Below are 13614 nucleotides of genomic sequence, written 5' to 3'. Positions count from 1 at the left end.
CCCAACCCTCCCCACCGCAAGCGGGGGGAGGGCTAGCGCCCCGCCTGCAACCGAAGCCCCCGACGACGACACCTTCCCCACGCGCCCCGATCTCGTCATCGTCGACGGCGGCAAGGGGCAGTTTGAAGCCGCGCGCAAGATCATGGCCGAGCTCGGCGGCGGCGACATCCCGCTCGTCGCCATCGCCAAGGGCGAGGACCGCAACGCCATGCGCGAGACCTTTCACATGGTCGGGCGCGAGCCCTTCAAGCTGCAGCCGCGCGATCCGGCGCTGTATTTCATCCAGCGCCTGCGCGACGAGGCCCATCGCTTTGCCATCGGCACGCATCGGGCGCGGCGCAAGAAGGACACGATGACCAACCCGCTCGACGAGATCCCCGGCATCGGGCCGTCACGCAAGCGGGCGCTGCTTTTGCACTTCGGCACGGTCAAGGCGATCAAGCGCGCCAAGCTCGACGACCTCATGCGGACGCCCGGAGTCAACGCCGCCACAGCCAAGGCAGTGCATGATTATTTTCACGATGGCTGACGATGAATGGCAAAGTCGCCGCATTGCGTGTTGACGCTGTCACGAGCCCGCTGCTTTGGTGATCATCGTGACGATTCTTCCAGATGCCATCAGGCGGCGCGGGCCCTGGTCCCTGCCCAACCTGCTCACCTACGGCCGGATCCTGGCGATCCCGGCCCTTGTCGGGCTATTGTACTGGCCCAAGGATGACTGGGTCCGCTGGATTGCGCTGGCGATCTATGTGCTGGCGGCCGTCACGGATTTCTTCGACGGTTGGATCGCGCGGGCTTGGAGCCAGCAATCGGCGATTGGCCGTATGCTCGATCCGATCGCCGACAAGCTGCTCGTCTGCGCGCTGCTGCTCATGCTGGTCGCCGACGGCACCATCCATGGCTGGTCGCTCTGGGCGGCCATCGTCATCCTCTGCCGCGAGATCCTGGTCTCGGGGCTGCGCGAGTTCCTGGCCGAGCTCAAGGTCAGCGTGCCCGTTAGCCGCATCGCGAAATGGAAGACGACGGCGCAGCTTCTGGCGCTGGGCTTCCTCGTCGCGGGGCCGGCCGGCGACAAGGTGCTGCCGCACAACACGCAGATCGGCATCGTCATGCTGTGGATCGCGGCCGGGCTGACCATCTATACCGGTTGGGATTATTTCAACGCCGGCATCCGCCACATGGTCGAAGAGGATCTTCGCGAACCATGACACAGGCTCTCGCGACATCGGCTCCGGCTGCTCAGGCCCGCAGCGTCAGGCTGGTCTATTTCGCCTGGGTGCGGGAGCGCGTCGGCATGGCGGACGAACAGGTCGAGCTGCCCGAAGGCATTGAGACCGTGCTCGATCTCGTGCGCTGGCTGAAGACCCGTGACGAGGGTTATGCGGCCGCCTTCGAAAACGAGACGCTGGTCCGCGCCGCGATCAACCAGACCCATGTCAAACCGGGCGCCAGTATTGCGGGCGCCCGCGAGATCGCCTTCTTCCCGCCGATGACGGGCGGCTGAGCCCTCCATGATCGTCGCCAAAAAGTGCGTGTCATCCCGGGCGACCGGAGGGAGACCCGGGATCCATTCCGGAACCTCTCCGAGATGGGCTCAGGAATGGATCCCGGATCTCCGCTTTGCTCCGTCCGGGATGACGGCGCGATGGGAGCAAACACGTTGACCCCCGTCATCCGCATCCAGCGCGAGGATTTCGATCTCGCCGCCGAGATCGCCGCGATCTCGGCTGGCCGCCGCGACATCGGCGCCGTCGTCAGCTTCACCGGGCTCTGCCGCGACGAGGGCGCAACGCTGGCGGCGCTGGAACTGGAACACTACCCCGGCATGGCCGAGGCCGAGATCGCACGCGTCGCCGCGCAAGCCGCCGCGCGCTGGCCGCTGATGGGCCTGCTCGCCATCCACCGCTACGGGCTGGTGAAGCCGGGCGACCAGATCGTGCTGGTGATCGCAACCTCCGCCCATCGCCGCGCCGCCTTCGAGGCCGCCGATTTCATGATGGACTACCTCAAGACCCGCGCTCCCTTTTGGAAGCGCGAGCACCTCGCCGACGGCACGGTCGGCGGCTGGGTCGAGGCGAAGCAGGAGGACGACGATGCGGCCGCGCGTTGGACTTGAACGCGCGCTGCTTGCTTGCGCGCTGACGCTGGCCTCCGTGACCGCCGCCCAAGCCCAGATCGGTCCGATCAAGACTTTCCGAGATTGGATCGCGGGCTGCGACAACACGAAATCCTGCACCGCGCTGTCGCTGCCCGGCAGGACCGAGGACGAGATCGCCTTCCTGCGCCTCGACCGTCCGGCCGGCCCCGATGGCGCCCCGACCCTGGCGCTGAAGCTGCGGGCCCAGAAGCTGAAACCGAGCTTCACCATCGCGCTGGCGTTGGATGGCGCGCCCTTCCCCGCAGCCGGGCGGCCGCTTCAGGCGACCAGCATCGACGGCGAGGTCGCGGAGATCGCGATCCCGCTCGCGGAGGCTGAGGCGCTGATCGCGGCCGCACGCAAGGCGACGATTTTGACGGCCGGGATCGAATCGGGGAGCTTCAAGGTTTCCCTCGCCGGCTCGGTCGCGGCGATGCTCTGGATCGACGAGCAGCAGGGCCGGCTGAACACGCCGACCGCCCTGATCCGCAAGGGCGCGACCGGCACCGCGCCGGCTGCCCCGGTCCTGCCCGTGATCGCCAGCAAACCGGCCTCTGGCAAGGCCCTCCCCAAGGCAGAGGCCTCGGCGCTGATCAAGGCCATGCGGGCCGAGATCAAACGGCGCGCGCCCGACAGCTGCGAGGACATGCCCGACAGCTTCGCCGACACCGACGAAGCCTGGGCACTGGACAACACGCTCCGCCTTGTCGCCATCGCCTGCTCGCGTGGCGCCTACAATGTCTCGAGCCAGTTCTGGCTGGTCGATGGGCGCGACGTCGCCAAGGCGAGACCGGCTGCCTTCGAGGGTGCTGGGAGCAAGCCGACCAACGAGCTGGTCAATGCCGATTTCGATTCCCGGACGGGCCGCGTCAGCTTCTACGCCAAGGCAAGGGGCCTCGGCGATTGCGGCAGTTCGGGCTCCTATGGCTGGGACGGCAAGCGCTTCGCCATCCTCCAGCTGAGCGAGATGAGCGAGTGCCGCCTTCTCCCCGGCGACGACTGGATCACGCTGTTTCGCAGCGCTGATAAATAGCGTCTGGCGTGACGATCGATCCCGGGCGACCCTTCGGGCGCCCGGGATGGCGGTGCGTTGCTACTTAACGGCCGCGCCGGCCAAAGGCGCTCACGCCGCCTTCGACTTTGGCCGAACCGCGTCAGAGTAATCCTCCATGATCACCTTGCCCATATTGCCGGTGATGAAGGAATACGGACCGATCTCGGAGACCAGAGTCACCTCGGCGGCCGAGCCGGTGATGAAGCACTCGTTGAAGCCTTCCAGCTCCTCCGGGCGGATGCGGCGCTCGATCACCTCGAAGCCGCGCTTCTTGCACTGCTCGATCACCGACTGGCGCGTCAGCCCGTTGAGGAAGCGGTCGGCCAGGGGGGTGTGGATCACGCCGTCCTTGATGAAGAAGATGTTGGCGCCGGTGCATTCGGCGACATTGCCTTCCCAGTCGAGCATCATCGCATCGGCATAGCCGGCGCGCTCCGCCTTGTGCTTCGACAGCGAGCAGATCATGTAAAGCCCCGCCGCCTTGGCATGAACCGGCGCGCAGGCCGGGTCGGGCCGGCGATAGGCGGCGACGTCGAGGCGCACGCCCTTCAGCTTCTGCGCCATGTCGAACATGCTCGGCCACTCCCAGACCGCGATCGCGGTATGGATCGTGTTGTTGATGCCCGACACCGCCATCATTTCCGAGCCGCGCCAGGCGACCGGGCGGATATAGGCGTCCTTCAGCCCGTTCTCCTTCAGGCAGAGCGCCTTGGCGGCATCGAGCTCGGCGACCGACCACGGAATCGTGAAATCCATGATCTCGGCGGAGGCGTGGAAGCGCTTGGAGTGCTCGGTGCCCTTGTAGATCACGCCGTCATAGGAGCGCTCGCCCTCGAACACGCAGGAGCCGTAATGCAGCCCATGGGTCAGTACGTGGATCTTCGCGTCCTTCCACGGCACGAGCTTGCCGTCGAACCAGATGACGCCGTCGCGCTGGTCGAAAGGAATGACTGACATGGGCGGTGCTCCTCTTGCACGTCCGGCCTGGTGGATCCGTTGGAGCCCCCGCGACCGTCACCATGGCGGGAGGGGCAAAAGGCCAGAATTATACTGCGCTGCAACATCGTCTCGCGACATATTCCGTCGTCCAGCGCGCTTGACCGGTAATCTTCCGTCTGAGATATGTCAACATCACTGACGTAAATTTCAGGACGGATGCGATGCCCCAGACGCAGCCCCGACCCGACGCCGCGAGCGGGCCCGCCTTGTCGGGTGAGGTCGTATCCGGAAGCGTGCCCTACGACCTGATCGAGCTTCTGTTCTTCGCCTACCGCGATTTCGTCGGCGGTCCGGATCTGATCCTGGCCGAGTACGGCTTCGGCCGCGCTCACCACCGCGTCCTGCATTTCGTCCTGAGACGGCCGGGCCTGACCATCGCCGAACTGCTCGACATTCTCAAGATCACCAAGCAGAGCCTGAACCGCGTGCTCAAGGAGCTGGTCGAGACCGGCTTCGTCGAGCAGCGCACCGGAGTCCAGGACAAGCGCCAGCGTCATCTGCACGCCACGGGATCGGGGCAGGATCTGGCGCTGCGCCTCGTCCAGCTTCAGGCGAAGCGGATCAACGAGGCGCTGGGACACCTCGCGCCGGAAGCGGCGCAAACGGTCGCGCTCTACCTGGCAGGGTTGATCGATCCCGCCGAACGCCACAAGGTGCTGGGCTTCCTCGCCGCGCCGCGGTGAGGCGCGAGCCCGGGACGACAGACGTCACGACGACGGACGTCACGGCTTAGGAACATAAGGCGCAAGATCAATGGCCGCACTGCCGGCGCGCAAACCGCTCCCAGACGAGGCGCCCCACATCCTCGTGGTCGATGACGATCGCCGCCTGCGCGACCTCCTGGCGCGCTTTCTCGGCGACAACGGCTATCGCGTCACCACGGCCGCCAATGCGGCGGAGGCGGACCAGCGTCTCGCCCGCCTCGTCTTCGACGCCATGGTCCTCGACATCATGATGCCCGGCGAGAACGGCTTCGACTTCGCCCGCCGCCTGCGCATCGGGTCCACCGTGCCGATCCTGATGCTGACGGCCCGCGCCGACGGCAAGGACCGGATCAACGGCCTCGAGATCGGCGTCGACGATTACCTCAGCAAGCCCTTCGAGCCGCGCGAACTGCTGCTCCGGCTCGGCAACATCCTGAAGCGGACCATCGTCGTCGATACGGCGCAGTCCGGCCCCCGGCCCGATTTCGTCCGCTTCGGGCCGTTCCTCTACGGGCTCTCGCGCGGTGAATTGCGCAAGGGCGAGGAGCCGATCCGCCTGACCGAGCGCGAGCGCGAGATCCTCACCGCGCTCGCCGAGCGCGCCGGCGAGGTCGTCCCGCGCGAGGAACTGGCGGCGCAAGGCACCGCCGCCAATGACCGCACCGTCGACGTGCAGATGAACCGCCTGCGCCGCAAGATCGAACGCGACCCTGCCGATCCGCTCTATCTCCAGACCGTTCGCGGCGTCGGCTACCGCCTCGTGACGGACCGGACGTGACGCAGGTCCAGCCCGGCAGGCGTGGCACGGGCCCGGCCATCGCCTCCGCGATGGGACGCCTGGGCGCGGCCGTCGCCCGCTCGCGATTGCGCCTCAACAATCGCCTGAAACCCCTGCTCAAATGGGCGGGCCGCCCGCTGCACGTCATCGCCCGCTACATGCCCAAGGGCCTGTATCCACGCGCGCTGGTCATCGTCATCGCGCCGGTGGTTCTGCTGCAATCCGTCATCGCCTATGTCTTCATGGAGCGGCACTGGCAGACCGTGACGCAGCGGCTGTCCTCGGCGGTCTCGGCCGACATCGCCATGATGATCGACGTCTATGAGAGCTATCCGCAGGATGCCGATGCCAGCATTCTCGCCCGCATCGCCGCCGACCGCCTCGGCATGGATGTCGACATCATCCCCAATTCCGACCTGCCGCCGCCGGGGCCGCGGCCGTTCTTCTCGCTGCTCGACAGCGCGCTCTCGACTGAACTCGCCAGCCAAGTCGCCCGCCCCTTCTGGCTCGACACCGTCGGCCGCTCCAGCCTGATCGAGATCCGGATCAAGCTGGGCAGCAACGTCATGCGCATCCTGACGCGGCGCAACTCGGCTTACGCTAGCAACAGCCACATCTTCCTGCTCTGGATGCTCGGCACCTCGCTCATCCTCCTGACCATCGCGGTTCTGTTCCTGCGCAACCAGATCCGGCCGATCCTCAAGCTCGCAGACGCTGCCGAGGCCTTCGGCAAGGGCCGCGACGCCGAATTCCGGCCGCGCGGCGCCCGCGAGGTCCGCCGCGCCGGCAACGCCTTCATCGAGATGAAGCGCCGCGTCGAGCGCGCCGTCGGCGAGCGCACGACCATGCTCAACGGCGTCAGCCACGATCTGCGCACCATCCTGACCCGCTTCAAGCTCTCGCTGGCCCTGCTGGAGCGCTCGTCGGAGATCGAGGCGCTCGAAAAGGACGTCGACGAGATGGCCCGCATGCTGGAGGACTATCTCGCCTTCGCCCGCGGCGATGCCGGCGAGGCGGCCGTCGAGACAGACATCCGCGCCCTGATGGAAGAGCTGAAGTCGGATGCCGAGCGTCAGGGCCACCAGACCGAGCTGACCGTGGTCGGCGATCCCTTGGTCGTGGTCAGGCCCGACGCCTTCCGCCGCCTGATGACGAACCTGGTCTCCAACGCCGCCCGCTACGGCGACCGCATCGCCATCCGCGCCACCCATGACGCGCGCTACCTTATCGTGATGATCGACGATGACGGCCCCGGCATCCCCGCCGACCAGCGCGAGGACGTCTTCCGCCCCTTCTTCCGCCTCGACGAGGCGCGCAACGTCGATTCCGGCGGCACGGGCTTAGGGCTCGCCATCGCTCGCGACATCGCCCGTGCCCATGGGGGGGACATCATCCTGGCAGACTCTCCGCTGGGCGGGTTGCGGGCGACAATACGGCTGCCGGTCTGAGGCAGGGCCTGACTCACGCCGGCTTGTGGAACTGCCACGCCCCATTCGGATTGATCTGGCGCTCGGGCGTCGGAAGCCCGAGAATATTTCGCAGATTGCCTTGCGGATACTCTGTGCGGAACAAGCCGCGCCGCTGCAATTCAGGGATCACCAGATCGACGAAGGTGTTCAAGGATCGCGGCAGGACCGGCATGCTCACATTGAAGCCGTCCGCCGCCTTGCTGCGATACCAGTCCTCCATCTGATCGACGACCTGGTCCACGGTGCCCTTGAAGGTGACGTGCCCGGCGGATGGCACGATGAGCTTGTACATCTGCCGGATCGTCAGATTTTGCTGCGTGGCGATCTGATCGATCGACTTGCGGTAGCTCATCATGCCGACCACCTCCTCCGACAGGTCCGGAAGCGGACCGTCGATCGGGAAGCCAGACAGATCCATGCGGCAGAATTTCGAGAGCGACGCCACGCCGACATTCGACGGGATCAGCTCCTGGAGTTCCGCGTAAAGTTCATCTGCTTCCGCCTCGCTGGTCCCGGTGTAGACAGAGATGCCCGGCATGATCCGGACGTGATCGGGATTTCGGCCGTGGCGCACCACGCGCGCCTTCTGATCCTGATAGAAGGCCTGCGCCTCGGCTTTCGTGAGCGCCACCGAGAAGATCACTTCGGCGTGCCTTGCCGCCAGCTCGCGTCCGGCCTCCGATTGCCCTGCGGAGGCCAGCACCGGATAGCCCTGCGGCAGCCGCGCGACATTGAGCGGCCCCTGAACCGTGTAGTGCTTCCCGACATGGTTGAGGCGCTGCACCTTGGCGGGGTCGAGGAAACGCCCGCTCGCCTTGTCCTCGATGAACGCGTCTTCTGCCCAGCTATCCCACAAGCCCTTGCAGATCGTGACGAATTCATCGGCGCGCTCGTAGCGCTCGTCCTTGGGGACGTGCTCGGTATGGCCGAAATTCAGGGCGTCGCCCTCGTAGTTTCCGGTGACGACGTTCCAGCAGGCCCGTCCGTTGCTCAGATGATCCAGCGAACCGAATCGACGCGCCAGGAGATAGGGCTGATCGAAGGTTGTGACGGCGGTGCAGAACAGACCGATATGCGTGGTGTGCTGCGCGAGCACGGCGAGGATCATCAGGGGATCATAGGTCGAGGGCCTGTCGGTGTTCGTGTTGGCGACGAACATGATGGGATCGTCCATCGCGCGGACCGCATTGCCGTCGGCAAGGAACAGCATGTCGAACTTGCCGCGCTCCGCGAGCTTTGCCATCTCGATGAAGACATCGAGGCGCATGTTCGTAAGCGGCCAGGAATCAGGGTGTCGCCATCCCGCCAGGTGGGCGCCGATCGGAAACACGCCCGTCATCAGGTTCATCATGGATCAGGCTCCTGCCGAGCGACCGTTGGGACGGCTCGATCACGCTGCTCGCAAGATGCGCGCCTGCAGCGTCGGCCACATCGGCCGCGAAGACAGGCCTGCCACGACCTTGGGGAATGGCCGGTCAAAACACGCGCCATCTCTATCCGCAGATCGCTGCGGCTGCGGCGTGATGGCAACGGACGCCGGCCGCGATGGACAGCTGAGGACACCAGGACTAGCGTCGCTCCCAACCACAAGAAACGACAGGGGAAGCGTCATTGAAGACCTTGATCCTGGCCTTGCTTATGTCCGTCCCCCTCACAGCGTTCGCCGCGTCGGCGCGCTCGGAGGAGGTCGTTGATCTCGGCGGCGGCTTTTTCGGCGGCGGCAGGGCCCTTCTGAACAAGCCCGTCGGGAAGGCTCGTGCTGGGCTCGTGCTGCTGACGGGCGGCGATGGCAATATCGGCATCGGCGCCGACGGCAGCGTGGCGCGCAGCGGCAACTGGATCGTTCGAACGCGCGCCGCCTATCTGAGCAGCGGCATCGCCAGCATCACGCTCGACGCCGGTGCCGACCCGGCCAAGGCCGTTGAGCTGATGCGCGGCCTTGCGCCACGCGTCGTCGTCGTGGCCATGAGCCGGGGGGCGCTGAAGGTCTCGGGCACGCTGGGCCAGCGTCCGGATGGCATCGTCTTCGTGTCGGCGATGCTCGACGCGGCCTCGCCGTCACTCGGCGACCCCTCGCAATTGCCGCCGATGCTGATCATCCAGCACCGCCAGGACAGTTGTCGCTTCACCTTGCCGGAGTCGGTGCAGGCATTCGCGCAGAGAGCCGGCAGCCGCGCCCGGCTGCTCTGGATCGATGGGGGGTCGTCAACGGGCGATCCCTGCCAGGCCCGCGCCTATCACGGCTTCATTGGCCGCGAGAGCACCGTCGTCCAGGCGATCACCGGCTTCGCCGGGTCGCTGCGCTGATCAGAACAACCGCCCGCCCCTGGGCACCTCGAAGCCCGGGCCGATCAGCACGACCTCGCCGTCGGCATCGGGCACTCCGAGCGTCAGCACCTCGGACATGAACTTGCCGATCTGGCGCGGCGGGAAGTTCACCACCGCCAGAACCTGACGGCCCGGCAACTGCTCGGGGGTGTAGTGCTTGGTGATCTGCGCCGAGGATTTCTTCAGGCCGATCTCGCCGCCAAAGTCGATGACCAGCTTGATCGCGGGCTTGCGGGCTTGCGGATAGGGCGTGGCCTCGACGATGGTGCCGACACGAATGTCGACCTTCAGGAAATCGTCGAAGCCGATCGTGGCGGCGGGCAGGGTCGTCTCGGACGAGGCGCTCAAAACTCTTCCCAACCCTTGTCATGGGCGCTCGGATCGGCCTTGCGGACCGGCGCCGCTCCGGCTGCACGCGCCATCGGCTGGGCTGGGCGCGGCGCGGCCGGGCGAGGAGCCGGCGCGACGGCGGCCTGCATCGTGCGCGCCATCGCCTTCAGCCCGGCGATGTCGCCGCCGAGCTGGAAGCGGGCCACGAGCGCAGACAGCCGGTCGGCTTCCTGCGACAGCGAATGCGCGGCAGCCGTCGACTGCTCGGCCATCGCCGCGTTCTGCTGCGTCGACTGGTCCATTTCGCCGACGGCGGTATTGACCTCCTGAAGCCCAGACGCCTGCTCCTGCGCGGCGCCCGCGATCTCGGCGACGAGCGAGGTCGCCCGCGTGATCTCCTCCGCCATGCGCTGCAGTGCGCTGCCGGTCTGGCCGACCAGCGTGACACCCTTCCCAACCTCGACATTGGAGGCCGTGATCAGTTCCTTGATCTCCTTGGCCGCCGAGGCCGAGCGCTGAGCCAGCGCCCGCACCTCGGAGGCGACGACCGCGAAGCCCTTGCCCGCATCGCCGGCGCGGGCCGCCTCGACGCTGGCGTTGAGCGCCAGCAGATTGGTCTGGAAGGCGATCTCGTCGATCACGCCCACAATTTGCGAGATCTCATCGGCCGACTTCTCGATCCCGCCCATGGCGAGAACGGCGTCGCGAACGATGGTGGTCGACTGCTCCGCCTCCAGCTTGACCTGCGTCGTCGCCTGGTTGGCGAGCCGAGCACTTTCAGCCGTCTGGCGCACCGTCGCCGTCAGTTCGTCGAGCGCGGTCGCCGTTTCCTCGACGGAAGCCGCCTGCTGCTCGGTTCGCCCGGCGAGATCGTCGGCCGCCTGGCTGATCTCGATCGAACCGGCCTTCATGCTCTCGGTGTTTGTCGCGATCAGCCGCATCGTCTCCTGCAGCTTGGCGATCGCCGCATTGAAATCATCCCGCAGCTTGGCGTAGTCGGAGCCGAAGCTGTCCGTGATGCGGTATGTCAGGTCACCCTCGGCGAGATGCTCGAGTCCCCTGCCCAGCGCCGCGACGACACTCTCCTGCATCCGGGAAATCTCGGCCCGCTCGTCCTCGCTGCGACGGCGCTGCCCGTCGGCGGCGTCGCGATGAGCGGCGGCCTCCTGCTCGGCCCGCGCCTTGTCGGCCTGCATCGCATCTTTCGCGAGCGCGGCCTCCCGGAAGACCACAAGCGCCCGCGCCATCGAGCCGATCTCGTCCGGCCGGTCCTGATGCGCGATCACGGTCCGCAGATTGCCGGCGGCGAGCGCGCTCATGGTTCCCGACAGCGACGTCAGCATCGCGGAGGCGCGGCGGCTCAGGACAATGACGAGGCCGAGCATGAGCAGGCCAAGCGGCACCAGCACCTTGGCCACGTCACCCATCAGCCCGAGGAATTTCGCATCGACGTCGTGGACGTGCAGGCCCGTTCCGACAGCCCAGTTCCAATCGGCGATGCCGCTGACATAGGCGATCTTGCGCGTGGGCTCCTTGTCGCCGGGCTTCACCCAGAGAAAGTCGAGATAGCCTCCCTTGCCGCCCGCTTTCGCGATCGACAGCAGTTCCTGCACGATGGGCTTGCCGGTCGGGTCCTTGAGACCCAGCAGGTTCTTGCCGATCATGTCCGCCCGGGGATGGGTGACGCTGACGCCATCGAAGGTGTAGACGAAGAAGTAATTGCCGTCGTCGAAGCGCGCCCCGGCCAAAGCGTCGATGGCGAGCTTCTGCGCCTCGGGCACCGCGATCTCGCCCCTCCTGGCCTTGTCACGATAGAATTCGACGGTGGTGCGGGCGATGTCGGTGGCGTTCTGCACCTCCTGCCGCTTGAGCTCGACCATCTCGTTGCGAGCCTCGGTGAGCGTGTAGCCCACACTGCCGACCGCGATCACGACGGCGAGACCTGCGATCAGCGCGAAGGATCGGCTGATCGATATGGTGGCAAGCTTCTTCGTCCAGGACATGCGCGACCCCTGCGGGATGGAGATTCCGCAAATTCACGCAGAAACGCTAAGACTCGCTTAACGATGTCGGAGTTCGGCCATGGCTCGAGCGGCTCGGGCCTCAGATCGCCGGCGCGAAATCCTCGTTCTCGCCGCTGCGCCCGACTACGTCGCTGCGCTCGCGCCGGCGGACATTCGGACGCTTGCCCGAGCAAAGCGCCCGCGCCAGCCCCCGCAACGGCGCGGTCAGCCGATGCACGTCCTCGACACGGGCCATGATTGCGCCGGCCCTCTTCAGCTCCCGGTCGAGCCGCGCCATCGTCCGCGACAATTCCGGCTCGTCGTCGTCCAGCCAGACCTCGGAGACGCGCGCCATCAGCAGGACGGCACCCTGCACCCGCAGGTTTCCCAGCGCATCCTCGGTCGGGATGCCGGCGGAGGCCAGCATGTAGCGCCAGGAATTGACGGCACCGCGATTGAGCGCCGCCATCGTCAGCGGGTCGCGCCGGATCACAGGCGCGATCCTGCGCAGGCCCGGCTTGTAGGGCGCCAGCGCATCGAGTCGGCGCATCACGAGGTCGAACAGCCGTTCGCGCACAGGCTCGCCGGCCAGATCGTCCGACAGCTCGGCAAGCACCGCATCATCGACGATGCGCGTCAGCCCGCCCAGCATCGCAAGCTTGGACGGAAACAGGCCACGCAACTTGCCCAGCGGCAGGTCAGCCTCGGTGGCGATGTCGCCGAGTTCGATCTCGTCCCAGCGGCGGGTCGCCGCGAGCCGCATCAGAGCCTCGACCACCTGTTTGCGCGGATCGGTCTGTGGGGCGGCGGCGCCTGATTCGGGAGTGGCGGCTTCAGGGGAAAGCGGGTTGCGGGCCATGGGATGTCTCCTTTGCGACGCAGTCGCGAAGAAGCTATGCCTCGATCGCGGCCGGCGAAAGGCCCTTCAGCCCGAAAGCTCGCCGGCGCGACGTTTGGCGGCAGCCACCGTCTTGATGATCAGCGGCTTCAGCGCATCCTCGGCCATCAGCACCTCGAGCCCTGCAGCGGTCGTTCCGGCCGGCGAGGTCACGTTCTGGCGCAAGGTGGCCGGCGAAAGCGGCGACTGGTAGAGCATCTCGCCGGCGCCCTCGATCGTCGCCCGCGCCAGCCGCTCGGCGATGTCGTCGGGCAGGCCCGCAGCCTTGCCTGCCGCAGCCAGACACTCGACCAGGTAGAAGACATAGGCTGGCCCTGAGCCGGACACGCCCGTCACGGCATCGATCAGGCTTTCGCTCTCCAACCATTCGACCTTGCCGATGCTGCCGAGCAGCGCATCGGCCATGGCGCGCTGCGCACCCGTCACGCCCGGCCCCGCCGCTGCCGCGGTGGCGCCGCGCTGCACCGAGGCCGGCAGGTTCGGCATGGCGCGGATGATCGCGGTCGCATTGGGCAGGCGCGCCGACAGATCACGGAGGGTCTTGCCGGCCAGGATCGAGATCAGCAGCGTATTCGGGGTGATGAAGGCCTGGACGGCGGGAGCGGCGGTGTCGAGCGTCTGCGGCTTGGTCGCCAGCACCAGCACCTCGACGGGACCGAGGGAACGCGAATCGGGATTGATCGCCATGCCCTTCTCGGCAGCCAGCGCCACAATCTCGTCGGAAGGCTTCGGGTCGATCAGGCTGATGCCGGCCGGATTCATGCCGATGCGCAGCCAGCCCTCCAGCATGGCGCCACCCATCTTGCCGGCACCGAGGAGCACGAGCGATTGCGGCAGGGGGCTGGACATGGGCGGTCTCTCGATGAACGGGCGGGACGTCATTCTCGGGCTGGCCCCGAGACTCTCATGACCCG

General features: G+C 66.8%; 15 protein-coding genes. 9 read left to right on the top strand and 6 right to left on the bottom strand.

The window, feature by feature from the left end; translation table 11 throughout:
- From AE618_RS14805 to AE618_RS14785, 5 genes are all read left to right on the top strand, one after another.
- On the top strand, positions 1-529 hold a 529-nt coding region (locus AE618_RS14805; protein ID WP_248310882.1), incomplete at its 5' end, for a helix-hairpin-helix domain-containing protein.
- A 67-nt stretch (positions 530-596) separates the two neighbouring features.
- Positions 597-1208, top strand: coding sequence for a CDP-diacylglycerol--glycerol-3-phosphate 3-phosphatidyltransferase (gene pgsA / locus AE618_RS14800; protein WP_248310881.1), 612 nt, complete (start codon positions 597-599; stop codon positions 1206-1208).
- Positions 1205-1504 (top strand): molybdopterin converting factor subunit 1, encoded by a 300-nt coding sequence (gene moaD, locus AE618_RS14795; RefSeq protein ID WP_054209827.1) that lies wholly within the window; start codon positions 1205-1207, stop codon positions 1502-1504. The genes pgsA and moaD overlap by 4 nt, the downstream gene beginning before the upstream one ends.
- A gap of 156 nt (positions 1505-1660) precedes the next feature.
- Positions 1661-2116: a molybdenum cofactor biosynthesis protein MoaE gene (locus AE618_RS14790; RefSeq protein WP_432704505.1), complete on the top strand. Its 456-nt coding sequence runs from the start codon at positions 1661-1663 to the stop codon at positions 2114-2116.
- Positions 2094-3170, top strand: coding sequence for a DUF1176 domain-containing protein (locus AE618_RS14785; protein WP_054209825.1), 1077 nt, complete (start codon positions 2094-2096; stop codon positions 3168-3170). Before AE618_RS14790 ends, AE618_RS14785 begins: the two co-directional genes overlap by 23 nt.
- Positions 3171-3260: 90 nt before the next feature.
- Here AE618_RS14785 and AE618_RS14780 read toward each other — a convergent pair whose 3' ends face one another.
- Positions 3261-4148, bottom strand: a complete 888-nt coding sequence (locus AE618_RS14780) for a branched-chain amino acid aminotransferase (protein WP_054209824.1) — start codon at positions 4146-4148, stop codon at positions 3261-3263.
- Positions 4149-4351: 203 nt separating this feature from the next.
- Here AE618_RS14780 and AE618_RS14775 point away from each other — a divergent pair, with 203 nt between their 5' ends.
- From AE618_RS14775 to AE618_RS14765, 3 genes are all read left to right on the top strand, one after another.
- Complete coding sequence (locus AE618_RS14775) at positions 4352-4873, top strand: MarR family winged helix-turn-helix transcriptional regulator (RefSeq protein WP_054209823.1); 522 nt, start codon at positions 4352-4354, stop codon at positions 4871-4873.
- A 70-nt stretch (positions 4874-4943) separates the two neighbouring features.
- Positions 4944-5672: a response regulator gene (locus AE618_RS14770; RefSeq protein WP_054209822.1), complete on the top strand. Its 729-nt coding sequence runs from the start codon at positions 4944-4946 to the stop codon at positions 5670-5672.
- Between the two features lie 50 nt (positions 5673-5722).
- Positions 5723-7120 (top strand): ATP-binding protein, encoded by a 1398-nt coding sequence (locus tag AE618_RS14765; RefSeq protein WP_054209850.1) that lies wholly within the window; start codon positions 5723-5725, stop codon positions 7118-7120.
- 13 nt (positions 7121-7133) lie between these two features.
- Here AE618_RS14765 and AE618_RS14760 read toward each other — a convergent pair whose 3' ends face one another.
- A complete protein-coding gene (locus tag AE618_RS14760; RefSeq protein WP_054209821.1) occupies positions 7134-8492 on the bottom strand; it encodes an LLM class flavin-dependent oxidoreductase in 1359 nt (452 codons plus the stop codon).
- A gap of 269 nt (positions 8493-8761) precedes the next feature.
- Between AE618_RS14760 and AE618_RS14755 the strand changes: the two genes are divergently transcribed.
- The gene (locus AE618_RS14755) at positions 8762-9448 is read left to right on the top strand and encodes an alpha/beta hydrolase (RefSeq protein WP_156330279.1); all 687 of its coding nucleotides are present in this window, start codon (positions 8762-8764) and stop codon (positions 9446-9448) included.
- On the opposite strand, the gene AE618_RS14750 is transcribed toward AE618_RS14755, so the two are convergent.
- The 4 genes from AE618_RS14750 to proC form a co-directional block, all read right to left on the bottom strand.
- Positions 9449-9817: a tRNA-binding protein gene (locus AE618_RS14750; protein WP_082365276.1), complete on the bottom strand. Its 369-nt coding sequence runs from the start codon at positions 9815-9817 to the stop codon at positions 9449-9451. It abuts the gene before it with no gap.
- Entirely contained in the window at positions 9814-11802 is a 1989-nt protein-coding gene (locus AE618_RS14745) for a methyl-accepting chemotaxis protein (RefSeq protein ID WP_054209819.1), read from the bottom strand. Before AE618_RS14745 ends, AE618_RS14750 begins: the two co-directional genes overlap by 4 nt.
- Before the next feature lie 100 nt (positions 11803-11902).
- Positions 11903-12661 carry a hypothetical protein gene (locus AE618_RS14740; protein ID WP_054209818.1) on the bottom strand — a complete coding sequence of 253 codons (759 nt, stop codon included), beginning with the start codon at positions 12659-12661 and terminating at the stop codon, positions 11903-11905.
- Positions 12662-12727: 66 nt separating this feature from the next.
- The gene (gene proC, locus AE618_RS14735) at positions 12728-13549 is read right to left on the bottom strand and encodes a pyrroline-5-carboxylate reductase (RefSeq protein WP_197280795.1); all 822 of its coding nucleotides are present in this window, start codon (positions 13547-13549) and stop codon (positions 12728-12730) included.
- Positions 13550-13614 lie beyond the last annotated feature (65 nt).

Origin of the sequence: Allobosea vaviloviae (assembly GCF_001298265.1) — a bacterium.
GTDB classification, from domain to species: Bacteria; Pseudomonadota; Alphaproteobacteria; order Rhizobiales; family Beijerinckiaceae; genus Allobosea; species Allobosea vaviloviae_B.
Note: the sequence above shows the minus strand (reverse complement) of the source record. Positions and strands in the feature narration are given on the sequence as shown.